Below are 24,820 nucleotides of genomic sequence, written 5' to 3'. Positions count from 1 at the left end.
AGAGGAAGTCCCTGTGATCCGCGTACTGGTAGCCGAAGACCACACCATCGTTCGAGAAGGCATCAAGCAATTGATCGGCCTGGCCAAAGACCTGCTGGTGGTCGGCGAGGCGAGCAATGGCGAGCAGTTGCTGGAGACCTTGCGCCATGTGGCGTGCGAGGTAGTGCTCTTGGACATCTCGATGCCCGGCGTCAACGGCCTGGAGGCGATTGCGCGGATCCGTGCATTGAACAACCCGCCGGCGATCCTGGTGTTGTCGATGCACGATGAGGCGCAAATGGCCGCCCGTGCGTTGAAGGTCGGTGCCGCCGGTTACGCCACCAAGGACAGCGATCCGGCGCTGTTGCTCACGGCAATTCGCAAGGTCGCGGCAGGCGGGCGTTATATCGACCCGGACCTGGCCGACCGCATGGTCTTCGAGGTCGGCCTGACCGATGCGCGGCCGCTGCATTCGTTGCTGTCGGAGCGCGAGTTCTCGGTGTTCGAACGCCTGGCCCAGGGCGCCAACGTCAACGACATCGCCCAGCAACTGGCGTTGAGCAGCAAGACCATCAGCACCCACAAGGCGCGCTTGATGCAAAAACTCAATATCACCTCCCTGGCCGAACTGGTGAAGTACGCCATGGAACACAAGCTCCTCTGACGACATACCCAATAACGACACCCCAAAAATCTCGGCGCACCTATTCTTGCCGCTTGCGGCTCACCCCTTGCGCCGGCACTGTCCCGTGCGCGCCATCCGTGTAGGGCAATCCCTACCCCCAACCTTCCATCCGGCTGATGCAATTCTCTCCCGGCCCCCGATTTCCGGGGCCTCGCGCCTGGACTACGCTTGTGCCACAGCAGTCCAAAATACAAAGGTGCGGGTATGAGCGAGGTGGATTCAAATGAGGTCCTGGTCAGCTTTCGTGGCGTGCAGAAGAGCTACGACGGCGAGAACCTGATCGTCAAAGACCTCAACCTGGAGATTCGCAAGGGCGAGTTCCTCACCCTGCTCGGGCCTTCCGGTTCGGGCAAGACCACCAGCCTGATGATGCTTGCCGGCTTTGAAACGCCGACCGCCGGCGAAATCCAGCTGGCCGGGCGCGCCATCAACAATGTGCCGCCGCACAAGCGCGACATCGGCATGGTGTTCCAGAACTACGCGCTGTTCCCGCACATGACCGTCGCCGAGAACCTGGCGTTCCCGCTGTCGGTGCGCGGCCTGAGCAAGACCGACATCAGCGAGCGGGTCAAACGTGTGCTGAGCATGGTCCAGCTCGACGCCTTCGCCCAGCGCTACCCGGCGCAATTGTCCGGCGGCCAGCAGCAGCGTGTGGCCCTGGCCCGCGCCTTGGTGTTCGAACCGCAATTGGTGCTGATGGATGAACCCCTCGGCGCCCTCGACAAGCAACTGCGCGAACACATGCAGATGGAGATCAAGCACCTGCACCAGCGCCTCGGCGTGACCGTGGTGTACGTGACCCATGACCAGGGCGAAGCCTTGACCATGTCCGACCGTGTGGCGGTGTTCCACCAGGGCGAGATCCAGCAGATCGCCCCACCGCGCACACTTTATGAAGAGCCGAAGAACACCTTCGTCGCCAACTTCATCGGCGAAAACAACCGCCTCAATGGCCGCCTGCACAGCCACTCCGGCGAGCGCTGCGTGGTCGAGCTGGCGCGCGGTGAGAAGGTCGAGGCACTGGCGGTCAACGTCGGCCAGGTCGGTGGCCCGGTGACCCTGTCGGTGCGCCCGGAGCGCGTCAGCCTCAATGGTTCCAGCGAAAGTTGCGTCAACCGCTTCTCGGGGCGGGTGGCGGAATTCATCTACCTGGGCGACCACGTGCGTGTGCGCCTGGAAGTCTGCGGCAAGGCCGATTTTTTTGTGAAACAACCGATTGCCGAGCTGGACCCGGCCCTGGCAGTCGGCGACGTGGTTCCGATTGGCTGGCAAGTCGAGCACGTTCGCGCACTCGACCCACTTCTAGAGGCGAATTAATCGCCCCCATGGCTTCACCAACCCTGCACGTGGAGAGAACAACAATGTTGAGAACCCTGAAATTTTCCGCCCTGGCCCTGGGCCTGATCGGTGCGACCCAGGCCATGGCCGGCCCGGACCTGACTGTCGTGTCCTTCGGTGGCGCGAACAAGGCCGCCCAGGTCAAGGCCTTCTATGCCCCGTGGGAAAGCGCGGGCAACGGCAAGATCGTCGCTGGCGAGTACAACGGTGAAATGGCCAAGGTCAAGGCCATGGTCGACACCAAGAGCGTGTCCTGGGACCTGGTGGAAGTGGAGTCGCCGGAGCTGTCCCGTGGCTGTGACGAAGACATGTTCGAGCCGTTGGACCAGAAACTGTTCGGCAACACTGCCGATTACGTTAAAGGCGCGATCCAGCCATGCGGAGTGGGCTTCTTCGTGTGGTCCACGGTGTTGGCCTACAACGCCGACAAACTGGCCAGCGCGCCTACCAGCTGGGCGGATTTCTGGGACGTGAAGAAATTCCCGGGCAAGCGCGGCCTGCGCAAGGGCGCCAAGTACACCCTGGAATTCGCGCTGATGGCCGATGGCGTTGCGCCGAAGGACGTCTACAAAGTACTGGCCGGCAAAGATGGCCAGGACCGCGCGTTCAAGAAACTCGACGAACTCAAGCCGTCGATCCAGTGGTGGGAAGCTGGCGCGCAACCGCCGCAGTACCTCGCCTCGGGTGACGTGGTGATGAGCTCGGCCTACAACGGCCGCATCGCCGCCGTGCAGAAAGAAAGCAACCTGAAAGTGGTATGGAACGGCGGTATCTACGATTTCGACGCATGGGCCATTCCTAAAGGCCTGGCCAAGGACCGTGCCGAAGCGGCGAAGAAATTCATCGCCTTCTCGGTACAGCCGCAGCAGCAGAAGACCTACTCGGAAAACATCGCCTACGGCCCCGCCAACACCCAAGCCGTACCGTTGCTGGCCAAGGACATCCTCAAGGACATGCCGACCACCCCGGAAAACATCGCCAACCAGGTGCAGATCGATGTGAGCTTCTGGGCGGATAACGGCGAGCAGTTGGAGCAGCGTTTCAACTCGTGGGCTGCCAAGTAATCAGCAACACCGCTAAATCCATGTGTAGTGGGCTTGTGTGGGAGCGGGCTTGCTCGCGAAGGCGGTAGATCAGCCGCCACATGTGCAAGCTGATCCACCGCCTTCGCGAGCAAGCCCGCTCCCACATGGGATCTGCTGTGTTCAGTAGATTGCATTCATTTTCAGATTTTCCGGAGTTAGCCATGGCCATCGCCGTTCCCTCTAACGAGGTCAACAGCCCCACCCTCAAGCAGCGTCTGGCGCATGCCGAGCGGGTCAATCGCTGGAAGGCCCAGGCCTTGATTGCGCCGCTGGTGCTGTTTTTGCTGCTGGTGTTCCTGGTGCCAATCGTTGCGCTGCTGTTCAAGAGCGTCGGCAACCCGGAAGTGGTGGGCGGCTTGCCGCGTACCGTGGTGGCTGTGACGGCCTGGGACGGGCGTGGCCTGCCGGGCGAGCCGGTGTATCAGGCCCTCAGTGAGGACCTGGGCGAAGCCCGCAAAAACCAGACCTTGGGCGACCTGTCCAAGCGCTTGAACATGGAACTGGCCGGCTATCGCAGCCTGCTGACCAAAACCGCCCGTGCGCTGCCGTTTACCGAAGCGCCGGCCTCTTATAAGCAAGCGCTGGAAAGCCTCGATGAACGCTGGGGCGACCCGGCGTACTGGCAGGCGATCCGGCGCAACACCAGCAGCCTGACGCCGTTCTACCTGCTGGCGGCCGTCGATCACCGTATCGACGACCTCGGTGAAATCGCCCCGGCCACACCGGACCAGGCGATCTACCTGGACATCTTCGCCCGTACCTTCTGGATGGGCCTGGTGATCACCGCCATCTGCCTGCTGCTGGCCTATCCCCTGGCCTACCTGCTGGCCAACCTGCCGGCGCGTAAAAGCAACCTGTTGATGATCCTGGTGCTGCTGCCGTTCTGGACCTCGATCCTGGTGCGGGTGGCGGCGTGGATCGTGTTGCTGCAATCCGGTGGCCTGATCAACAGCGCACTGATGAGCATGGGCCTGATCGATAAACCGCTGGAGCTGGTCTTCAACCGCACCGGGGTCTACATCTCCATGGTGCACATCCTGCTGCCGTTCATGATCCTGCCGATCTACAGCGTGATGAAGGGCATCTCGCCCACCTACATGCGTGCGGCGATCTCCCTGGGCTGCCACCCGTTCACCAGTTTCTGGCGCGTGTACTTCCCGCAGACCTACGCCGGTGTGGGCGCCGGTTGCCTGTTGGTGTTCATCCTGGCGATTGGTTACTACATCACCCCGGCACTGCTGGGCAGCCCGAACGACCAGATGGTCAGCTACTTCGTGGCCTTCTACACCAACACCAGCATCAACTGGGGCATGGCCACGGCACTGGGCGGCTTGCTGCTGCTGGCCACCGTGTTGCTGTACCTGATCTACAACCGGCTGGTGGGCGCCAGCCGCCTGCGCCTGAGCTAAGGAGACCTTGTGATGCTGAGCCCTTATATGTCGCCCGTTGAGCGGGTTTGGTTCTACAGCTTGCGGATCCTCTGCGGCTTGATCCTGTTGTTCCTGATATTGCCGGTATTGGTGATCATCCCGCTGTCGTTCAACAGCGGCAGTTTCCTGGTGTATCCGTTGCAGGGGTTTTCGCTGCATTGGTATCAGGACTTCTTCGGCTCGGCCGAATGGATGCGTGCGCTGAAAAACAGCATCATCGTCGCCCCAGCGGCCACGGTGTTGGCGATGGTGTTCGGTACCCTGGCTGCGATTGGCCTGACCCGTGGCAATTTCCCCGGCAAGGCGCTGGTGATGGCCCTGGTGATTTCGCCGATGGTGGTGCCAGTGGTGATCATCGGCGTGGCCAGTTACCTGTTCTTTGCGCCGCTGGGCCTGGGTAACAGCTTTTTCTCGCTGATCGTGGTGCATGCGGTACTGGGCGTGCCGTTTGTGATCATCACCGTGTCGGCGACGTTGCAGGGCTTCAACCATAACCTGGTGCGGGCGGCGGCGAGCCTGGGCGCTTCGCCTTTGACCGCGTTCCGTCGGGTGACCTTGCCGCTGATTGCACCGGGGGTGATTTCCGGGGCGTTGTTTGCCTTTGCGACGTCGTTTGATGAGGTGGTGGTGACGCTGTTTCTGGCCGGGCCTGAGCAGGCGACGTTGCCGCGCCAGATGTTCAGCGGTATCCGCGAGAACCTCAGCCCGACGATTGCTGCTGCCGCGACGTTGTTGATTGCCTTCTCGGTACTGCTGTTGCTGACATTGGAATGGCTGCGCGGCCGCAGCGAAAAACTGCGTACCGCACAGGTCTAACTTACCGAAACCGGATCAACTGTGGGAGCTGGCTTGCCTGCGATAGCGGTGGGCCAGCTTGCTTATCTGCTGCTGACACACCGCTATCGCAGGCAAGCCAGCTCCCACATCGACCGTGCCCACTTTGAATTACCTCTGCATTCAGTTGCTGAATGGCTGACAACCTATTTCCCTCAGCTACGCTTGTGCCAGCCCATTTCCGAATAAGAGGCCGCGCACATGAGTACTTCCTCATTCAAGATCGCCCACAAACTGCTCACCGGCGCTGGCGCCATCGAACAACTGGCGTTTGAACTCACGCGCCTGGATGTGGATAACCCGCTGATTGTCACCGACGCTGCGTTGGTCAAGTCCGGCACCGTGGCGCTGGCGCTCGAACACCTGGGCGAGCGCAGTTACGAAATATTCGACCGCGTACTGCCCGACCCGGAAATCGCCATCGTCGAAGACTGCATGCGCGCCTACCGCGAAGGCGGGCATGACGGGCTGATCGGCCTGGGCGGCGGCAGTGCCATCGACATTGCCAAAAGCGTAGCCGCCTATGCCGGTTACCACGGCGCGCTGGCGGATTTGTTCGGTGTCGACCAGGTGCCGCGCAAGGGGCCGCCGCTGATCGCGATTCCGACCACGGCCGGCACTGGTTCGGAAGTGACCAACGTGGCGATCCTTTCCGACAAGGTCGCGCAACTGAAAAAAGGCATCGTCAGCGACTATCTGTTGCCGGATGTCGCGCTGATCAGCCCGCAAATGACCCTCACCTGCCCGCGTAGCGTGACTGCCGCCAGTGGCGTGGATGCGCTGGTGCATGCCATCGAGTCGTACCTGTCGCTGAATGCCTCGCCGATCACCGATGCGCTGGCGATTGGCGCAATCAAGCTGATCGCCAACGCGTTGCCCAAGGCTTACGCCAACCCGGCCAACTTGCAGGCCCGGGATGACATGGCCACCGCCAGCCTGATGGCCGGCATGGCCTTTGGTAATGCCGGCGTGGGCGCGGTGCATGCGCTGGCGTACCCGTTGGGCGGGCGGTTCAATATTGCCCATGGGGTGAGCAATGCGCTGTTGCTGCCGTATGTGATGCACTGGAACAAGCTGGCATGCGTGGAGCGCATGCAGGAGATTGCCCAGGCCATGGGCGTGAATGTCACGGGGCTGAGCGCCGTCGATGCGGCCGATAGCGCTGTCGAGGCGATGACGCGACTGTGTGCCGCAGTCGAGATCCCGGCGGGCCTGCGCAGCTTCGGGGTGCCCGAGGACGCCATCCCGGCCATGGCCACCGAAGCGGCGGGCATTGAGCGGCTGATGCGCAACAATCCGCGCAAGCTCAGCGCGGCCGACATCGAGAAAATCTACCGGGCTGCCTACTAGCCGTTGAGACAGGTCACGGTGCGCGTGGCAAAGCATGCGGTATACAATGCGCGCCATCGTGATTTAGCTCAGAAAAGGTGCGTCATGCAGCCCTTCGTAATTGCTCCATCGATTCTCTCCGCCGATTTCGCCCGCCTGGGTGAGGAAGTGGACAACGTGCTGGCCGCCGGTGCCGACTTCGTGCACTTCGATGTCATGGACAACCACTACGTGCCCAACCTGACCATCGGTCCGATGGTCTGCGCGGCGCTGCGCAAGTACGGCGTCACTGCGCCGATCGACGCGCACCTGATGGTCAGCCCGGTGGACCGCATCGTCGGCGACTTCATCGAAGCCGGTGCGACCTACATCACCTTCCACCCGGAAGCCACGCAACACGTCGACCGCAGCCTGCAGCTGATCCGCGAGGGCGGCTGCAAGGCGGGCCTGGTGTTCAACCCGGCGACGCCGCTGGACGTGCTCAAGTACGTGATGGACAAGGTCGACATGGTCTTGCTGATGAGCGTCAACCCAGGCTTCGGCGGGCAGAAGTTCATCCCCGGCACCCTCGACAAGCTGCGCGAAGCCCGCGCGCTGATCGACGCGTCCGGCCGTGACATCCGCCTGGAAATCGACGGTGGGGTCAACGTCAACAACATCCGCGAAATCGCCGCCGCCGGCGCCGACACCTTTGTGGCCGGCTCGGCGATCTTCAACGCGCCGAACTATCAGGACGTCATCGACAAGATGCGCGCCGAACTGGCGCTGGCGCGTCCATGAGCGGCTTTGAGCAGCTGTTTCCCGGCAAACTGCCCCGGCTGGTGATGTTTGATCTGGACGGCACCCTGATCGACTCGGTGCCAGACCTGGCGGCGGCGGTGGACAACATGCTGCTCAAACTGGGGCGCAAGCCGGCGGGGATCGAGGCGGTACGCATGTGGGTCGGTAACGGCGTGCAGATGCTGGTACGCCGGGCCTTGGCCAATAACATCGATGCCGAGGGGGTCGATGAGGTCGAGGCCGAGCACGCGCTGGAACTGTTCAACACCGCCTATGAAGACGGCCACGAACTGACCGTGGTCTACCCCGGCGTACGTGACACCCTCAAGTGGTTGAGCAAGCAGGGCGTGGAAATGGCCCTGATCACCAACAAACCGGAGCGGTTCGTCGCGCCGCTGTTGGACCAGATGAAAATCGGCCGCTATTTCCGCTGGATCATCGGCGGCGATACCTTGCCGCAGAAGAAACCCGACCCGGCGGCGCTGTTTTTCGTGATGAAAATGGCCAATATTCCTGCCTCGCAGTCGCTGTTTGTCGGTGACTCGCGCAGTGACGTGCTGGCCGCAAAGGCCGCTGGCGTGCAGTGCGTGGCCTTGAGCTACGGCTATAACCACGGCCGCCCCATCGCCGAAGAGTCGCCGTCGCTGGTGATTGATGACCTGCGACTGCTAATCCCCGGTTGCTTGGGAGCGGGCGCTGAGATAACGTTGCCCGACACCGATCCGTCCCCTTCTGGAAATCCCATCGTGGTGGTCACTCGCAAACTCTGGATGAAAGTCATCAAGGCCCTGGCCCGCTGGCGTTGGCGCGCCTGACTGATCCCGGCCGCGCTACGCGGCACGTTTGCATACCTGACCGTTAGACCCTCACGCCACGAGGCACACATGATCCGCGAAGAATTCCTGCGTTTGGCCGCTGCCGGCTATAACCGTATCCCCCTGGCCTGCGAAACCCTGGCCGACTTCGACACGCCGCTGTCGATCTACCTGAAACTGGCCGACGAGCCCAATTCCTATCTGCTGGAATCGGTGCAGGGCGGCGAGAAATGGGGCCGTTATTCGATCATCGGCCTGCCGTGCCGCACCGTCATGCGTGTTCACGATCATCACGTGAGCATCACCCATGATGGCGTCGAGATCGAAAGCCACGACGTAGAAGACCCGTTGGCCTTCGTCGAAACCTTCAAGGCGCGCTACAACGTGCCGACCATCCCGGGGCTGCCGCGTTTCAACGGCGGCCTGGTGGGTTACTTCGGTTATGACTGCGTGCGTTATGTGGAAAAGCGCTTGGGCAAATGCCCGAACCCGGACCCGCTGGGCGTGCCGGACATTCTGCTGATGGTTTCCGACGCGGTCGTCGTGTTCGACAACCTGGCCGGCAAGATGCACGCAATCGTGCTCGCCGATCCGTCCCAGGCGGACGCATTCGAACAAGGCCAGGCCAGCCTCGAAGCCTTGCTGGAAAAACTGCGCCAGCCGATCACTCCGCGTCGCGGCCTGGACCTCAGCCGTCCGCCGGCGGCCGACCCGGTGTTCCGCTCCAGCTTTACCCAGGATGACTACGAGCGCGCCGTCGATACCATCAAGGAATACATCCTCGCCGGTGACTGCATGCAGGTTGTGCCGTCGCAGCGCATGTCCATCGACTTCAAGGCCGCGCCGATCGATCTGTACCGCGCGCTGCGCTGCTTCAACCCGACGCCGTACATGTACTTCTTCAATTTTGGCGACTTCCACGTGGTGGGCAGCTCGCCGGAAGTGCTGGTGCGCGTCGAAGACAACCTGATCACCGTGCGCCCGATTGCCGGCACCCGCCCACGTGGCGCGACCGAAGAAGAGGATGTGGCGCTGGAACAAGACCTGCTCAGCGACGACAAGGAAATCGCCGAGCACCTGATGCTGATCGACCTGGGCCGCAACGATACCGGGCGCGTCTCGGAAATCGGTTCGGTGAAGCTCACCGAGAAGATGGTCATCGAGCGGTATTCCAACGTGATGCACATCGTGTCCAACGTCACCGGCGAGCTGAAGGCCGGCCTGACCGCGATGGACGCACTGCGTGCGATTCTGCCGGCGGGCACCTTGTCGGGCGCGCCGAAGATCCGTGCGATGGAAATCATCGACGAGCTGGAGCCGGTCAAGCGTGGTGTCTACGGCGGTGCCGTGGGTTATTTCGCCTGGAACGGTAACATGGACACTGCGATTGCAATCCGCACTGCGGTGATCAAGGACGGGGAGCTGCACGTGCAGGCCGGTGGCGGGATTGTCGCCGACTCGGTGCCGGCCCTCGAATGGGAAGAAACCCTGAACAAGCGCCGCGCGATGTTCCGCGCCGTTGCGCTGGCTGAACAGACCCCCAATTCCTGAGGTTTCCCCCATGTTGCTGATGATTGATAACTACGACTCCTTTACCTACAACGTTGTGCAGTACCTGGGCGAACTCGGTGCCGAGGTCAAGGTGGTGCGCAACGATGAAATGACTGTGGCCGAAATCGCCGCGCTGAACCCAGAGCGCATTGTGGTCTCGCCAGGGCCGTGCACGCCGACCGAAGCGGGCATCTCCCTCGAAGCGATCAAGTACTTCGCCGGTAAATTGCCGATCCTGGGCGTGTGCCTGGGCCACCAGTCCATCGGCCAGGCCTTTGGCGGTGACGTGGTGCGCGCGCGCCAGGTCATGCACGGCAAGACCAGCCCGGTGTTCCACAACAATGTGGGCGTGTTCCACGGCCTGAATCTGCCGGTGACGGTGACCCGTTACCACTCCCTGGTGGTCAAGCGCGAAACCTTGCCCGAATGCCTGGAACTGACCGCCTGGACCCAGTTGGAAGACGGCTCGGTCGACGAGATCATGGGCCTGCGTCACAAGACACTGAATGTCGAAGGGGTGCAATTTCACCCTGAATCGATCCTGACCGAGCAGGGCTACGAGCTGTTCGCCAATTTTCTCAAGCAGAGCGGCGGCACGCGCTAAGGACTTTCCATGGATATCAAGACTGCCCTGAGCCGTATCGTCGGCCACCTGGACCTGAGCACCGCTGAAATGAGCGATGTGATGCGCGAGATCATGACCGGTCAATGCACCGATGCGCAGATCGGCGCGTTCATGATGGCGATGCGCATGAAGAGCGAGAGCATCGACGAGATCGTCGGCGCCGTGTCGGTGATGCGCGAGCTGGCGGACAAGGTTGAGCTCAAGACCCTGGATGGCGTGGTGGATGTGGTCGGCACTGGCGGTGACGGTGCGAACATCTTCAACGTGTCGACGGCATCTTCTTTTGTGGTCGCCGCGGCGGGTTGCACAGTGGCCAAACACGGTAACCGTGCGGTGTCCGGCAAGAGCGGCAGCGCCGATCTGCTGGAAGCGGCCGGGATCTACCTGAACCTGACGCCGGTGCAAGTGGCGCGTTGCATCGATAACGTCGGCATCGGCTTCATGTTTGCCCAGACCCACCACAGCGCAATGAAACACGCCGCCGGCCCGCGCAAAGACCTCGGCCTGCGTACCCTGTTCAACATGCTCGGCCCGCTTACGAATCCGGCCGGTGTGAAACACCAGGTGGTTGGCGTGTTCAGCCAGGCGCTGTGCCGGCCTTTGGCCGAAGTGTTGCAGCGCCTGGGCAGCAAACATGTGCTGGTGGTGCACTCCAAGGATGGCCTGGACGAATTCAGCCTGGCGGCACCGACCTTTGTCGCGGAGCTGAAGAACGACCAGATCACGGAGTATTGGGTCGAACCTGAAGACCTGGGCATGAAGAGCCAGAGCCTGCACGGCCTGGCGGTGGAAAGCCCGGCGGCGTCCCTGGAATTGATTCGTGATGCCCTGGGGCGGCGCAAGACCGAGAACGGGCAAAAAGCTGCGGAGATGATTGTTCTGAATGCTGGCGCGGCACTTTATGCAGCCGACCACGCCTATAGTCTTAAGGAAGGTGTCGCCTTGGCCCACGATGCGCTGCACACCGGTCTGGCTCGCGAAAAGCTCGAAGAGCTGGGAGCATTCACCGCGGTATTCAAGATGGAGAATGAAGGATGAGTGTGCCAACCGTTCTGGAAAAGATCCTCGCCCGCAAAGCCGAAGAAGTCGCCGAGCGCCGCGCCCGCGTCAGCCTTGCCGAGCTGGAAAGCCAGGCCAGGCTTGCCGATGCCCCGCGTGGTTTCGCCAACGCCTTGATCGCCCAGGCCAAGCTCAAGCAGCCGGCGGTGATCGCCGAGGTCAAGAAAGCCTCGCCAAGCAAAGGCGTGATCCGCGAGAATTTTGTGCCGTCGGAAATTGCCGTCAGTTATGAGAAGGGCGGCGCGACGTGCCTGTCCGTCCTGACTGATATCGACTATTTCCAGGGTTCCGACCTGTTCTTGCAACAAGCCCGCGCCGCGTGCAAGTTGCCGGTGATCCGCAAGGATTTCATGGTCGACCCGTACCAGATCGTTGAAGCCCGTGCCCTGGGCGCCGATTGTGTGCTGCTGATCGTCTCCGCCCTGGATGACGTGAAGATGGCCGAGTTGGCGGCCGTGGCCAAAAGTGTCGGCCTGGATGTGCTGGTGGAAGTGCACGACGGCGATGAGCTGGAGCGCGCACTGAAAACCCTGGATACACCGCTGGTTGGCGTCAACAACCGCAACCTGCACACCTTCGAAGTGAGCCTGGAAAACACCCTCGACCTGTTGCCGCGGATCCCGCGTGACCGCCTGGTGATTACCGAGAGTGGCATCGTCAACCGTGCCGATGTGGAACTGATGGAAATCAGTGGGGTGTATTCGTTCCTGGTCGGCGAGACGTTCATGCGTGCCGAGAACCCGGGCGCGGAGTTGCAGCGCCTGTTCTTCCCGGAGCGTGGCGTGGCGGTCAGTGGTTCGACCCTCGACTGATTTGAAATGCGATCAAACTGTGGCAGCGGGCTTGTGTGGGAGCGGGCTTGCCTGCGATAGCGATTGGTCAGTCGATGGATAGGTGACTGACACACCGTCTTCGCGGGCAAGCCCGCTCCCACATTGGGTTTTGTGTTTGTTCAGAAAGATAGGTGTTTGATGGTTAAGCCAGTTTCGATGACTGTTGAGGCTGGCCTTGCCGCCGAGCAGGACCTTTTGGCGGCTGTTTGCGCAGGCGACCAGGAATACGGCCTGCTGTTCTGGCAGCCCAGCGATCAAGCCTTGGTAATGCCGCGTCGGCTGAGTCGTTTGCCTGCATTCGAAACCGCCAGCCAGGTCTCGGCCGCCGCCGATTGGCCGGTGTTGCTGCGCGAAACCGGTGGCGAGCCGGTGCCGCAGTCGAGCGCCACGGTCAACATCGCCCTGGTCTATGCGCCACCGCGCAGTGAAGGCGATCAGAATCGCATCGAAACCGGCTATTTGCGGTTGTGCCAGCCAATCTGCGATTTGCTGATCGAGCTGGGTGGCGATGCGTCTGTCGGCGAAATCGATGGCGCGTTCTGCGACGGTCGCTACAACGTCAATCTCAACGGCCGCAAAATGGTCGGCACGGCCCAACGCTGGCGCCAAAGCGGTGGGCGCCCGGTGGGGTTGGTGCACGGTGCGTTGTTGCTGGACGGCGATCGCGAAGAGCTGATCGCGGCGGTCAACCGCTTCAATGCGGCATGCGGGCTGGAACAGCGGGTTCGCGCCGAGAGTCATATCGCCTTGCACGAAGCTTTCCCTGCGCCGGATGCAATCAGCCGCCTGGACACGTTGTATCGTCAGATGCTGGCAGGCTTCCTGGCGCTTTAACGTGTACCGAACACCACCATCGTCTTGCCTTTGACGTGCACCAGGTTGCGTTCTTCGAGATCCTTGAGCACGCGGCCGACCATCTCCCGTGAACAACCGACAATGCGCCCGATTTCCTGGCGTGTGATCTTGATCTGCATGCCATCGGGGTGGGTCATGGCGTCGGGCTGCTTGCACAACTCCAGCAGGCAGCGGGCTACGCGGCCGGTCACATCAAAGAAGGCGAGGTCGCCGACCTTGCGTGTCGTGTCCCGCAGGCGCTGGGCGATCTGGCCACTCAGGGCGTAGAGAATGTCCGGGTCTTGCTGGGCCAACTCGCGAAACTTGGCGTAGCTGATCTCGGCCACTTCGCACTCGACCTTGGCGCGCACCCACGCACTGCGTTCCTGTTCCTTGCCTGCTTGCTCGAACAGCCCCAGCTCACCAAAGAAATCGCCGGTGTTGAGGTAGGCGATGATCATCTCGCGGCCGTCTTCGTCTTCGATCAGGATGGTGACCGAGCCCTTGATGATGAAGAACAGTGTCTCGGAACGTTCGCCGGCGCAGATAATGTTGTGTTTGGCCGGATAACGCCGACGTTGGCAGTGCATCAGTAGCTTGTCGAGATTCTTGATCTTGGGTATGGGCGTAAGAGCAACCATGTTTGTATCCCGAAAAGACAGCGCAAGGGGTCGGAGTTTTTGTATTTGTGTGGGTATCGGCATTGATACACGTTGTATAAATACTAGCAATACGCCATCCATTTGGCGCCAGCTTACCAGACACATTCTGACTCGATTAGCCAATTTTCTCGGCAAACCCTGCTATTGATCGCTTTGATGCGAAACGCAGTCGGCGGCGGGCCCTGTGCTAAGCTGGCGACCCTTTTTTAGCAGTGGAGTCTGGGCGATGAAGGCACGCATCCAATGGGCGGGCGAAGCCATGTTCCTCGGTGAGTCGGGCAGTGGCCATGTCGTGGTCATGGACGGCCCGCCGGAAGCCGGTGGCCGTAACCTGGGCGTACGCCCGATGGAAATGCTCCTGCTTGGTGTAGGCGGTTGCAGTAATTTCGACGTGGTCAGCATCCTGAAGAAGTCCCGGCAGGCCGTGGAAAGCTGCGAAGCCTTCCTGGAAGCCGAGCGCGCCACTGAAGATCCCAAGGTGTTTACCAAGATCCACATGCATTTTGTGGTGAAGGGGCGGGCGTTGAAGGAAGCCCAGGTCAAGCGTGCCATCGAGCTGTCGGCCGAGAAGTACTGCTCGGCGTCGATCATGCTCGGCGCGGCCGGTGTGGCCATCACCCATGACTACGAGATTATCGAGCTGGGTTGATCGCACGTTCCGGCAAAAAGAAAGGGCGCTTAGAAAGCGCCCTTTTTTGTGGATTGGATTTGATGTATTCAGATTCGGTACGTGCTTTTGGTCATGACCTTGGCCAGTAGGCTCATGCCAAATCGTACCGGCGCCGGGAAGCGGAAACCGCCGGCGTCCAGTGCGCTTTCTGCGTGGTGTTCCTCGTCGATGCGCATTTGCTCGAGAATCGCCCGGGACTTTTCGTCCTCGGCCGGCAATTGCTCAAGGTGCTCGTCCAGGTGTTTGCACACTTGATGTTCGGTGGCGGCGACAAAACCCAGGCTTACCTTGTCGCTGATCAGGCCGGCGGCGGCGCCGATGCCGAATGACAAACCGTAGAACAGCGGGTTGAGCACGCTCGGGTGGCTGCCCAACTGCCGAATGCGCTGCTCGCACCAGGCCAGGTGGTCGATTTCTTCCTCGGCCGCATGTTCCATGGCCGCGCGTACTTGCGGCAGCTTGGCGGTCAGCGCCTGGCCCTGGTACAGCGCTTGGGCACAGACTTCGCCGGTATGATTGATGCGCATCAGGCCCGCGACGTGGCGGGTGTCGGTCTCGCTCATCTGTGCGTCGGGCTGCACGATGGCAGGCGAGGGGCGATACGGCTGGCCGCTGAACGGCAACAGCGTGCGCATGGCCATGTCGGCTTGCAACAACAGACGGTCAATCGGCGAGTAGTGACGTTGGGTAGTCATGCTGACCTCCGGGAAGAATCTCGGCGGCCAGTTTACCGCAAGAGAGGGGGAAGCGTTTGCGCTGCGTCAAGCCCATGGGGTCGCGGCCTGGGGCGCACGACCGTTGCTGAGGGGCTGATCAGCCCGGCGGCCAGTTCATCTGGCGTTGACCGAGCACATGCATATGGATGTGATAAACGGTCTGCCCGCCTTTCGGGTTGCAGTTCATCACCACGCGGAAACCTTCCTCGCAGCCCTGCTCCAGTGCCAGGCGCTGGGCGGTGAACAAGATATGGCCGGCCAGGGCCTTGTCTTCTTCGGTCAGGTCGTTGAGGGTCGCGATGTGCTTCTTCGGGATGACCAGGAAGTGCACGGGTGCTGCCGGGTGGATGTCCTTGAAGGCCAGGACCTGGTCATCTTCGTAGATGATGTCGGCCGGTATTTCTCTGTTGATGATCTTGGTGAACAGAGTATCCACAGCTGTTTCTCCATTATGAGTAGGCAGGGTGAGTGTACTCAGGCAATCAACGCGGGCAATAGGCCTTGTTGATCGCGCCGGCAATCTTGCGAGTCAGCCAGCGTGGGCTGAAACGCGGGCTGAAGGCGAGCCAGCGGTTGCGTCGGCCGGGAATGATGATGGCTTTGTTCTTGTCGAGGGCACGTACGGTGAAGAGTGCCACTTCTTCCGGGCTCATCAGTTTTTCGCTGCGGTCGAGCTTGGCGGTATCCATTTGCGCAGTGCCGAAGAACGCGGTGCGCGTCGGGCCGGGGCAGAGTACCGAGACCTTGATGCCGCAGGTCTTCAACTCTTCACGCAAACCTTCTGAGAAGTGCAGCACGTAGGCCTTGCTGGCGTAGTAGCTGCTCATCCATGGGCCGGGCTGAAACGCGGCCACCGAGGCAACGTTGAGAATCTGCCCGCCGCCGTGCAGCGCCATGGCGTTGCCAAGGGCGTGACACATACGGGTGAGGGCGAGGATGTTGACTTCGATCAGGTCCTGTTCGGTCATCCAGTCCTGGGCCAGGAAGGGGCCGCTGGTACCGATGCCGGCGCAGTTGACCAGCAGGTCGATCTGCCGTTCGCCTTCTTCCAGCTCCAGCAGGAACCCGGACAAACGCAGCGGTTCGCCCAGGTCGCAGGCTCGAAACAGCACCTCCACACCGAAACGTTGGGTCAATTCCAGTGCAATGCTTTCCAACTGATCACGCTGGCGGGCCACCAGAATCAAGCTGCGGCCGCGACGGGCCAAGGCTTCGGCCAAAGCCAGGCCGATGCCGCTGGAAGCACCGGTGATCAGAGCGTAACGGGTCATGCCTTTCTCCATCGCAACGCCGCCGAGCCTGTGACAGAGGCATCACAGGCGGCGGGCGTTTCTTCACTGTTCTGGAGAGTCTACAGGTTCGGCCGCTTCGTCAGCACTTTGCGCTTCGTCTTCATCAACGATCACGCTCTGGTCGGTGTCGGCATCGGAGGTGATGGAGCTGTTTTCGTAGCTGCTGTCGACGTTGGCTTCAAGTTGGTTCAGGTAACCGTTCATACCCAGGGTCACCACAATCGCCAGCATTACCGGGATAAACGCCAGCCATAGGGTGGCCAGGACCTTTACCGCGGTGGAGTTGCGCGGTGGTGGCGCGCCGTATTGGTTGGCGCCTGCATTGCCTGGCAATACCAGCAGCAGGATCGGGAAGACGCTGTTCACCAGCGGCACCAGGTTGAGGAACCACAACCAACCGGACCAGCCCAGGTCATGCAGGCGCTGCACGGCGATTTGCACGCTGACCCACAGCAGTGCGACGAACAACGCAAAACCCAGCAGGATGCCGAGAATCATGCCTGCCGTCGGCGAGGCGGTTGCCACGGCAAAGCCGGCAGTGGCGATGATGCCCGAGGCGACCAGCATCGCGACGGTCAACACCAGCGTCCATGCCAGGTAGCGCAGGCGACCGATACGCCCGTGGATGGTGAACACCTTCAGGGTGGAGAATTCCGGCAAGTCGTCACCCACAGCGGCGCGGGGCGGCGCGTAAGGGGATGCGGCGGCGGAGGGGCCGGAACCGGTTTCGTGTGTTTCGGCAAGGTTGAACGCTATGGGTTGCTCGGTTTCGATGCGTGCGTCGACCCCGGCGTTTTTCAGCGCATTGAGGTAGGTTTCGGCATCGGGGCGGGACAGGTCGCGTTTCAGCGCGACCGGGCGGCCGGTGAAGAGTTTTTCGATGGCGTCGACTTCACTCTTGAACAGCTCGGCCAGGTTGAGTTTGGCAGTGGCGCTTTCGACCCCCGGGAGCAAGGCTCCATCAAACACAATCTTGAAACGGTTGTCGCTCATGCGGGCTTCCTTGTCACTTTATCTGTGAGGTAATGCAGGCCTGCCCAAGCGGCAGGCCTTGCGGTTGGTTCAGCGTGGCCAGCGCAATTGTACCGCCTGTTCGTGCGCCTTGCGGTATTCGGCATCCAGGCGCGCAACCAGTTCATCGACGCTGGGTAAATCTTTGATCTCACCAACGCCTTGGCCGGCCGACCATACGGTCTTCCAGGCCTTGGCTTCGTCGCTCAACGGCTTGAGCTTGGAGCCGAAGTTGACTTCACCCTTGCCTTGCAGCGCAGCGAGGTCGAAACCGGCGTTTTCCAGGCTCTGGCGCATAAAGCTGGCGGGCACGCCGGAGACTGCAGGAGTGTGCACGATGTCGGCGGCGCGCGATGTGAGCAGCATCTCTTTATAAGCATCCGGGGCGTGGCTTTCGGTGGTGCCGATAAAGCGGGTGCCGAAATACGCCAGGTCAGCCCCCAGTAACTGGGCCGCGAGGATCTCGTGCCCGTGGTTGAGGCAGCCGGCCAGCAGCAGGGTCTTGTCGAAGAACTGACGAATCTCGGCGATCAGCGCGAACGGGCTCCAGGTACCGGCATGGCCGCCGGCGCCTGCGGCCACGGCGATCAGGCCATCCACACCGGCTTCAGCGGCTTTCTCGGCATGGCGCCGGGTGGTGACGTCGTGGAACACCAGGCCGCCATAGCTGTGCACGGCGTCGACCAGTTCCTTCACCGCGCCAAGGCTGGTGATGACGATTGGCACCTTGTGCTCGACGCAGATCGCCAGGTCGGCCTCCAGTCGCGGGTTGCTGTTGTGCACGATCAGGTTCACGGCATATGGCGCGGGGTTGTCCAACTGCGCCAGGCCCGCTTCGATTTCTTCCAGCCAGGCTTTGAAACCACTGCTTTCGCGCTGGTTGAGTGCCGGGAAACTCCCGACGACACCATTACGGCAGCAGGCCAGCACCAGTTGCGGGTTGGAAATCAGAAACATCGGCGCGACCACCACCGGCAGGCGCAGACGTTGTTCAAGCAGAGCGGGCAGCGACATTGGATTGACCCCGTGTGATTGAAGTTAGAACGGTTTGACCACGACCAAAATTACGATAGCCAGCAATAGCAGAACCGGGACTTCATTGAACCAGCGATAAAAGACATGGCTGCGGGTGTTTTCGCCACGGGCAAAGCGTTTCACCTGCGCGCCGCACATGTGGTGGTAGCCGATAAGCAGCACGACAAGGGTCAGCTTGGCGTGGATCCAGCCGCCCGAGTGAAAGATGCTCGGGTTCAGGTAGATCAGCCAGCCGCCGAAAATCAGCGCGGCAAGCATCGCCGGGCCCATGATGCCGCGATACAGCTTGCGCTCCATGAGGCTGAAGCGTTCCTGGCTGACGGTGTCTTCGCTTTGGGCGTGGTACACGAACAGGCGTGGCAGGTAGAACAGCCCGGCAAACCAGCAGACGATGCTGATGATGTGGAAGGCTTTGACCCATAGATAAAGCATTTTTAGTTATTCCCAGGTTCACGGTAGCGAAGATAGTAGTGGCTGATGCGCCCGTACGTCACGTTGGCGGTTGTCGCAGGACGATACGGCCCCTATTATCGTCGGCTTTCCAGTGGGTTCGTTGAGGGCAGGTTTATGGTCAAGGTCGGTATCGTCGGCGGCACGGGTTACACCGGTGTCGAATTGCTGCGTCTGTTGGCTCAGCATCCGCAAGCAGAGGTGGTGGTCATCACTTCCCGATCCGAGGCTGGGCTGGCCGTGGCCGATATGTACCCGAACCTGCGAGGCCACTACGATGGCCTGGCGTTCAGCGTGCCGGACATCAAGACCCTGGGCGCCTGCGATGTGGTGTTCTTCGCGACCCCGCACGGTGTTGCTCATGCGCTGGCCGGTGAGCTGCTGGCGGCCGGCACCAAGGTGATCGACCTGTCTGCGGACTTCCGCCTGCAAGATGCCGATGAGTGGGCCAAGTGGTACGGCCAGCCGCACGGTGCGCCGGAGTTGCTTGAGGAGGCTGTCTACGGTCTGCCGGAAGTCAATCGTGAGCAGATCAAGCAAGCCCGCCTGATTGCCGTGCCCGGTTGCTATCCGACCGCGACACAACTGGGTTTCCTGCCATTGCTGGAAGCCGGGCTGGCGGATGCATCGCGTTTGATCGCGGACTGCAAGTCGGGCGTCAGCGGTGCCGGTCGTGGTGCTGCCGTAGGCTCGCTGTACTCCGAGACGTCGGAAAGCATGAAGGCCTATGCGGTAAAAGGGCATCGTCACTTGCCGGAAATCCGCCAGGGGCTGCGTCGCGCCGCCGGCAAGGAGGTGGGCCTGACGTTTGTGCCGCACCTGACGCCGATGATCCGTGGCATTCACTCCACGTTGTACGCGACCGTGGTCGATCGTTCGGTAGATCTGCAGGCACTGTTTGAAATACGTTATGCCAACGAACCGTTCGTCGATGTGATGCCTGCCGGCAGCCACCCGGAAACCCGCAGTGTGCGTGGCGCCAACGTGTGCCGTATCGCCGTGCATCGTCCGCAGGATGGCGACCTGGTCGTGGTGCTGTCGGTGATCGATAACCTGGTCAAGGGCGCGTCGGGCCAGGCGGTGCAGAACATGAACATCCTCTTCGGCCTGGATGAGAAGTTGGGCTTGTCCCACGCAGGCATGCTGCCTTAAGGCCGCTGACTGGATGTGCAAAAGGCCCGTTGATCGGGCCTTTTGTGTTTTTAATGGCGCCAGCGCAGATTGATATACCGTAACAATAGTTGACCGCTTTTCTAGGAGAAGCGGATAATGCCCGCCATTACGCATATGGCGGCGGTACGCCGGGAGATTATCAGCATGAGCGTCGAATCCTTCACCCCCACGGCTTTGCAATTCACCCACGGTGCTGCGCACAAGGTGAAGAGCCTGGTCGATGAAGAGGGTAATGATCGCTTGAAGCTGCGCGTGTTTGTTACGGGCGGCGGTTGTTCAGGGTTTCAGTACGGTTTTACCTTCGATGAAGATGTAGCCGATGACGACACCATCGTCGAACGCGAGGGCGTGAGCCTGGTCGTGGACCCGATGAGCTTCCAGTACCTGGCAGGCGCCGAGGTGGATTATCAGGAAGGTCTGGAGGGTTCGCGTTTTGTGATCAAGAACCCTAATGCCACGACTACCTGTGGTTGCGGGTCTTCGTTCTCGATCTGATCGATAGCGGATACAAAAACGCCGCTTGGCTTTAATCGGCCAAGCGGCGTTTTGCTGTGCGGGGTTCAGGCTGGATAGATCGCGCCCAATACGCGAAGCCCGCGTGCTCCGGTAACGCTGGGGCGGTTGGCGGCGATTCCCTCCAGGCAGCAGTGGGCCAGCCAGGCGAAGGCCATCGCTTCTACCCAGTCAGGGTCTACGCCGTGGGTGGCTGTACTGCTGACCTGAGTGGAGGGCAGTAGCGTCGCCAGACGATTCATCAATGTCGAGTTATGTGCGCCACCGCCACAGACCAGCAAGGTTTCGGTCTGGGGTTGGGCGGTTTGCAGAGACTCCACGATGGTCAGGGCGGTCAGTTCCAGTAGGGTGGCCTGAACGTCCTGCTGCTCGAATACAGGCAAGCGGGAGAGGTGTTGTTGCAGCCATCCCAGGTTGAACACTTCGCGGCCGGTGCTTTTAGGGCCCTTGGTCAAGAAGAAGGGGTCGCTGAGCAAGGCGTTGAGGAGCTGGGGCACGATACTGCCGCTGGCTGCCCATTGGCCATCAAGGTCGAAGTGTTTGCCGCGTTGTTGATGAATCCACGCATCGAGCAGCACATTGCCTGGGCCGCAGTCGAAGCCGGCTACCGGCTTGCCGGTTTCGATCAGGCTGAGGTTGCTGAAACCTCCCACATTCAACACCGCGTTATTGCCGGTGCGTTCACCAAACAGTGCTTCGTGAAAGGCTGGAACCAGCGGTGCGCCTTGGCCGCCGGCGGCGACGTCGCGGCTACGGAAGTCGCTGACCACGGTAATACCTGTCAGCTCGGTGAGCAGGGCAGGGTTGCCGATCTGCACCGTAAAGCCCCGTGCAGGCTCGTGGCGGATGGTCTGGCCGTGGCTGCCAATCGCGCGAATATCCTGGGGCTTGAGGTTTTGCTGGTCGAGCAAGGCGTGAATGCCTTGAGCGGCAAGCGTAACCCAGTGTTGCTGGGCAATGGCCGAGCGTGCGATCTCGTCCGGGCCGCTGGCGCACAGTCCGAGCAGCTCGGTGCGCAGGGCGTCGGGCATGGGGATGTAGTGGCTGGCGACCAGTGCGATCGCCGAGTCTTGTTTGATGAGGGCTATGTCCAGGCCGTCGAGGCTGGTTCCGGACATCACTCCTATATAGAGCGACATACCTTAGCGCTTCGCCGAAGCCAGTAGCGTGGAGCGCTCCTGGTCCATGCGCGCCATCAGCGGCTGGCTTTGCTGCATGAAGCGCGCGCGCTCAGCCTTGGCGATCGGATCGGCCATCGGCAGCTTCTGGCCCAGCGGGTCGACGTGTACGCCGTTGACCTGGAATTCATAGTGCAAGTGCGGGCCGGTAGACAGGCCAGTGGTGCCGATGTAGCCAATGACCTGGCCTTGTTTCACGGTGCCGCCGGTCTGCACGCCTTTGGCAAAGCCCTGCATGTGACCGTAGAGCGTACGGTAGGTGTTGCCGTGCTGAATGATCACGGTGTTGCCATAACCGCCACGACGCCCGGCCAGCAGCACTTTGCCGTCACCCGCTGCCTTGATCGGTGTGCCGCGAGGGGCGGCGTAGTCGACGCCTTTGTGGGCGCGGATTTTGTTCAGAATTGGATGCTTGCGGCCCATGGAGAAACGCGAGCTAATGCGAGCGAAGTCCACGGGTGTGCGGATGAAGGCCTTGCGCATGCTGTTGCCGTCGGCGGTGTAGTAGCTGCTGTTGCCTTGTTTGTTGGTGTAGCGCACGGCGGTGTAAGTCTTGCCGCGGTTGGTGAAGCGTGCGGAGAGGATGCTGCCGGTGCCTACCACTTTGCCGTTGGCGACCTTTTGTTCGTAAATGACGTCGAATTCGTCGCCTTGGCGGATGTCCTGTGCGAAGTCAATGTCATAGCCAAACACGCTGGCCATGTCCATGGTCATGCTGTGGGACAGACCGGCGCGGGCGGCCGATTGCGACAAGGAACTGTTGATCACGCCGTGTGCGTAGGCCGAACGCATTATCGGTTTGGTCGTGATGCGGTTGAAGGCGAAGCCTTTGGCGCCCTTGGTCAGGGTAATGCTTTCGAGGTCGCTGACGCTGCTGTGCAGGTTGTTCAACTGGCCGTCGGGCGTGAGTTCGAACTCCAGTTTTTGTCCGTGCTTGAGTTGGGTGAACTGCTTGGCTTGCTTATCGCTGGCGAGCACGTCATTTACCGTGGCAGCAGGCAGGCCGACCTTCTCGAACAGCGTAGATAGCGTGTCGCCCTTGGCCACGATCACTTCGCGGTGCTGAGGGTTCTTGGCGGTGGCTGCAGCAGGCGCGGGTTGACCCTGGGCGGCTTGCTGGGTGTCTTCTGGAGCGCTTTCTATCTGGGCGAACGGCGATTCGCTTGGCGCATTTGTGGCTTGTTGTGCGTCGGAAGCGTCTTGATCTTGTGTCAGTTGTTCAACTGGGCTTTCCAGGTCAAGGCTCAGGGATGTTCGTTTGGCTTCTACGTCACTGGAAGGGAATACCAGGAGTGCCAGGCTGAGAAGGGCGGCGATACCACTTGCTGCGAGCAGGTGGGTCTTCGGGTAAAGCGGAGGCGCTTTAGACGGTTCAGTGGTCATAAGTAATTTTGACTTTGAAGATGAAATGGAAAAGATGAATGACATGATGAAGATGAAATAACTGTATAAAATATAACCAAATCATCTGTGGCGCAAGCTCGCGAACGCTGGGCTTGCTGAACGGTGTCCGTGCGCAGGGCAAAACTTGTAATTAGTCCCTGATCTTGTATGGTTGGTTCCCTTTTGAATCTGAGCCTTGCGGGTCTGTTATGAAGTCGGTTGAAGAGCAGCTAGCGCTGATAAAACGTGGTGCGGAAGAACTGTTGGTTGAGGCTGAGCTGATTGAAAAGCTCAAGCGTGGCCAGCCCCTGCGTATTAAAGCCGGCTTTGATCCGACTGCGCCGGATCTGCACCTGGGTCACACCGTGCTTATTAATAAGCTGCGCCAGTTCCAGGAGCTGGGGCACCAGGTGATCTTCCTTATAGGTGACTTCACCGGGATGATCGGTGATCCGAGCGGCAAGAGCGCGACGCGTCCACCGTTGACTCGCGAGCAAGTGCTCGACAATGCCGAGACCTACAAGACTCAGGTGTTCAAGATTCTTGATCCGGCCAAGACTGAAGTGGCGTTCAACTCCACGTGGATGGATCAAATGGGGCCGGCGGATTTTATTCGCCTGACTTCCCAGTACACCGTGGCACGCATGCTTGAGCGTGACGACTTCGATAAGCGCTATTCAACCAATCAGCCAATCGCTATTCATGAGTTCCTCTATCCGCTGGTTCAGGGCTATGACTCGGTGGCGTTGCGTGCGGACGTTGAGTTGGGTGGCACGGATCAGAAGTTCAACCTGCTGATGGGGCGTGAGCTGCAGCGTGCCTATGGGCAGGAAGCTCAGTGCATTCTGACCATGCCGTTGCTGGAGGGCTTGGATGGCGTCAAGAAGATGTCCAAGTCGCTGGGTAACTATGTCGGTATCCAGGAAGCGCCGGGCGTGATGTACGGCAAGCTTGTTTCGATTCCGGATGCCCTGATGTGGCGTTACTTCGAGCTGTTGAGCTTCCGTTCGATGGATGAGATCAATGCGTTGCGTGCTGATGTCGAGGCAGGTGCCAACCCGCGTGATGTGAAGATCAAGCTGGCGGAAGAGATTGTTGCGCGCTTCCATGGTGAGGAGGCTGCGGCCAGCGCTCATCGTGGCGCTGGCAACCGCATGAAGGATGGCGAGCTGCCGGATGATCTGCCGGAAGTTGAGCTGTCTGCTGCGCAGGCCATGCCGATTGCGGCCGTACTTAATAAGGCGGGCTTGGTGAAGAACTCGGCGGTTGCGCGTGATCTGTTGGGTTCGGGCGGCGTGCGTATAGATGGTGAAGTTGTTGATCGCACCTTTATATACGAGCTGGGCGCTACCCATGTCTGCCAGGCTGGGAAGAAGGCATTTGCGCGTATTACGCTCAAATCCGAATAAACCTGTAATTAAGTGTTGACGGCGAATTGTAACTGTCTATAATTCGCCCCACTTCCGGCGCAGTCGAAACGGAAAACTCTTTGGTAAACAATGAGTTACGCAGTTTTCGGCAGCAGGTTGCTTCAGTTCATCGAAGCGCTGAGGAAGTTGA

Annotated in this window: 26 protein-coding genes; 17 read left to right on the top strand and 9 right to left on the bottom strand. The window is 60.7% G+C overall.

All coding sequences use genetic code 11. From position 1 onward, the window contains the following. The first annotated feature begins 13 nt into the window (after positions 1 to 13). The 13 genes from IB241_RS19190 (at position 14) to IB241_RS19130 (ending at position 13,177) form a co-directional block, all read left to right on the top strand. Positions 14 to 643 carry a response regulator transcription factor gene (locus tag IB241_RS19190; protein WP_038842984.1) on the top strand — a complete coding sequence of 210 codons (630 nt, stop codon included), beginning with the start codon at positions 14 to 16 and terminating at the stop codon, positions 641 to 643. Between the two features lie 225 nt (positions 644 to 868). Continuing rightward, positions 869 to 1,981, top strand: a complete 1,113-nt coding sequence (locus tag IB241_RS19185) for an ABC transporter ATP-binding protein (protein WP_192299794.1) — start codon at positions 869 to 871, stop codon at positions 1,979 to 1,981. Between the two features lie 44 nt (positions 1,982 to 2,025). Next, on the top strand, positions 2,026 to 3,066 hold the full coding sequence (locus IB241_RS19180) for an ABC transporter substrate-binding protein (RefSeq protein ID WP_192299793.1): 1,041 nt from the start codon (positions 2,026 to 2,028) through the stop codon (positions 3,064 to 3,066). Between the two features lie 182 nt (positions 3,067 to 3,248). After that, positions 3,249 to 4,496, top strand: coding sequence for an ABC transporter permease (locus IB241_RS19175; RefSeq protein WP_192299792.1), 1,248 nt, complete (start codon positions 3,249 to 3,251; stop codon positions 4,494 to 4,496). Between the two features lie 12 nt (positions 4,497 to 4,508). After that, complete coding sequence (locus IB241_RS19170; protein ID WP_192299791.1) at positions 4,509 to 5,333, top strand: ABC transporter permease; 825 nt, start codon at positions 4,509 to 4,511, stop codon at positions 5,331 to 5,333. A gap of 219 nt (positions 5,334 to 5,552) precedes the next feature. Then, positions 5,553 to 6,701, top strand: coding sequence for an iron-containing alcohol dehydrogenase (locus tag IB241_RS19165; RefSeq protein WP_192299790.1), 1,149 nt, complete (start codon positions 5,553 to 5,555; stop codon positions 6,699 to 6,701). Positions 6,702 to 6,785: 84 nt separating this feature from the next. Next, a complete protein-coding gene (gene rpe / locus IB241_RS19160; protein WP_192299789.1) occupies positions 6,786 to 7,460 on the top strand; it encodes a ribulose-phosphate 3-epimerase in 675 nt (224 codons plus the stop codon). Then, the gene (locus IB241_RS19155; RefSeq protein WP_192299788.1) at positions 7,457 to 8,275 is read left to right on the top strand and encodes a phosphoglycolate phosphatase; all 819 of its coding nucleotides are present in this window, start codon (positions 7,457 to 7,459) and stop codon (positions 8,273 to 8,275) included. The genes rpe and IB241_RS19155 overlap by 4 nt, the downstream gene beginning before the upstream one ends. A gap of 69 nt (positions 8,276 to 8,344) precedes the next feature. Further along, positions 8,345 to 9,826 carry an anthranilate synthase component I gene (trpE, locus tag IB241_RS19150; protein ID WP_192299787.1) on the top strand — a complete coding sequence of 494 codons (1,482 nt, stop codon included), beginning with the start codon at positions 8,345 to 8,347 and terminating at the stop codon, positions 9,824 to 9,826. A gap of 10 nt (positions 9,827 to 9,836) precedes the next feature. Next, positions 9,837 to 10,430 (top strand): aminodeoxychorismate/anthranilate synthase component II, encoded by a 594-nt coding sequence (locus IB241_RS19145; protein ID WP_192299786.1) that lies wholly within the window; start codon positions 9,837 to 9,839, stop codon positions 10,428 to 10,430. Positions 10,431 to 10,439: 9 nt separating this feature from the next. Further along, on the top strand, positions 10,440 to 11,489 hold the full coding sequence (gene trpD / locus IB241_RS19140; protein ID WP_192299785.1) for an anthranilate phosphoribosyltransferase: 1,050 nt from the start codon (positions 10,440 to 10,442) through the stop codon (positions 11,487 to 11,489). Next, positions 11,486 to 12,322 carry an indole-3-glycerol phosphate synthase TrpC gene (gene trpC, locus IB241_RS19135; RefSeq protein ID WP_192299784.1) on the top strand — a complete coding sequence of 279 codons (837 nt, stop codon included), beginning with the start codon at positions 11,486 to 11,488 and terminating at the stop codon, positions 12,320 to 12,322. Before trpD ends, trpC begins: the two co-directional genes overlap by 4 nt. A gap of 159 nt (positions 12,323 to 12,481) precedes the next feature. Further along, positions 12,482 to 13,177, top strand: coding sequence for a biotin/lipoate A/B protein ligase family protein (locus IB241_RS19130; protein ID WP_192299783.1), 696 nt, complete (start codon positions 12,482 to 12,484; stop codon positions 13,175 to 13,177). On the opposite strand, the gene crp is transcribed toward IB241_RS19130, so the two are convergent. Next, a complete protein-coding gene (gene crp / locus IB241_RS19125; RefSeq protein ID WP_192299782.1) occupies positions 13,174 to 13,818 on the bottom strand; it encodes a cAMP-activated global transcriptional regulator CRP in 645 nt (214 codons plus the stop codon). The genes IB241_RS19130 and crp overlap by 4 nt on opposite strands. A gap of 247 nt (positions 13,819 to 14,065) precedes the next feature. On the opposite strand from crp, the gene IB241_RS19120 reads away from it, so the two are divergent. Next, positions 14,066 to 14,488, top strand: coding sequence for an OsmC family protein (locus IB241_RS19120; protein WP_005792019.1), 423 nt, complete (start codon positions 14,066 to 14,068; stop codon positions 14,486 to 14,488). 68 nt (positions 14,489 to 14,556) lie between these two features. On the opposite strand, the gene coq7 is transcribed toward IB241_RS19120, so the two are convergent. From coq7 to hemJ, 6 genes are all read right to left on the bottom strand, one after another. After that, entirely contained in the window at positions 14,557 to 15,204 is a 648-nt protein-coding gene (gene coq7, locus IB241_RS19115; protein WP_017739622.1) for a 2-polyprenyl-3-methyl-6-methoxy-1,4-benzoquinone monooxygenase, read from the bottom strand. Between the two features lie 118 nt (positions 15,205 to 15,322). Then, entirely contained in the window at positions 15,323 to 15,661 is a 339-nt protein-coding gene (locus IB241_RS19110) for a histidine triad nucleotide-binding protein (protein ID WP_192299781.1), read from the bottom strand. Between the two features lie 46 nt (positions 15,662 to 15,707). Further along, positions 15,708 to 16,496: an SDR family NAD(P)-dependent oxidoreductase gene (locus IB241_RS19105; protein ID WP_192299780.1), complete on the bottom strand. Its 789-nt coding sequence runs from the start codon at positions 16,494 to 16,496 to the stop codon at positions 15,708 to 15,710. Positions 16,497 to 16,559: 63 nt separating this feature from the next. Beyond that, on the bottom strand, positions 16,560 to 17,510 hold the full coding sequence (locus IB241_RS19100) for a DUF805 domain-containing protein (protein ID WP_192299779.1): 951 nt from the start codon (positions 17,508 to 17,510) through the stop codon (positions 16,560 to 16,562). 69 nt (positions 17,511 to 17,579) lie between these two features. After that, a complete protein-coding gene (locus IB241_RS19095; protein WP_192299778.1) occupies positions 17,580 to 18,542 on the bottom strand; it encodes an NAD(P)H-dependent flavin oxidoreductase in 963 nt (320 codons plus the stop codon). A gap of 24 nt (positions 18,543 to 18,566) precedes the next feature. Beyond that, on the bottom strand, positions 18,567 to 18,995 hold the full coding sequence (hemJ, locus tag IB241_RS19090; protein ID WP_192299777.1) for a protoporphyrinogen oxidase HemJ: 429 nt from the start codon (positions 18,993 to 18,995) through the stop codon (positions 18,567 to 18,569). A 135-nt stretch (positions 18,996 to 19,130) separates the two neighbouring features. Between hemJ and argC the strand changes: the two genes are divergently transcribed. Then, entirely contained in the window at positions 19,131 to 20,165 is a 1,035-nt protein-coding gene (gene argC, locus IB241_RS19085; protein ID WP_192299776.1) for an N-acetyl-gamma-glutamyl-phosphate reductase, read from the top strand. 165 nt (positions 20,166 to 20,330) lie between these two features. Beyond that, on the top strand, positions 20,331 to 20,681 hold the full coding sequence (gene erpA, locus IB241_RS19080) for an iron-sulfur cluster insertion protein ErpA (RefSeq protein WP_003176443.1): 351 nt from the start codon (positions 20,331 to 20,333) through the stop codon (positions 20,679 to 20,681). 65 nt (positions 20,682 to 20,746) lie between these two features. Here erpA and IB241_RS19075 read toward each other — a convergent pair whose 3' ends face one another. Further along, a complete protein-coding gene (locus IB241_RS19075) occupies positions 20,747 to 21,838 on the bottom strand; it encodes an anhydro-N-acetylmuramic acid kinase (RefSeq protein WP_192299775.1) in 1,092 nt (363 codons plus the stop codon). Positions 21,839 to 21,841: 3 nt separating this feature from the next. Continuing rightward, the gene (locus IB241_RS19070) at positions 21,842 to 23,260 is read right to left on the bottom strand and encodes a peptidoglycan DD-metalloendopeptidase family protein (protein ID WP_192299774.1); all 1,419 of its coding nucleotides are present in this window, start codon (positions 23,258 to 23,260) and stop codon (positions 21,842 to 21,844) included. Between the two features lie 209 nt (positions 23,261 to 23,469). Between IB241_RS19070 and tyrS the strand changes: the two genes are divergently transcribed. Then, complete coding sequence (gene tyrS, locus IB241_RS19065; RefSeq protein WP_192299773.1) at positions 23,470 to 24,669, top strand: tyrosine--tRNA ligase; 1,200 nt, start codon at positions 23,470 to 23,472, stop codon at positions 24,667 to 24,669. The last annotated feature ends 151 nt before the right edge of the window (positions 24,670 to 24,820 follow it).

Source organism: Pseudomonas sp. PDM05, from assembly GCF_014851685.1.
Classification (GTDB): Bacteria; Pseudomonadota; Gammaproteobacteria; order Pseudomonadales; family Pseudomonadaceae; genus Aquipseudomonas.
Note: the sequence above shows the minus strand (reverse complement) of the source record. Positions and strands in the feature narration are given on the sequence as shown.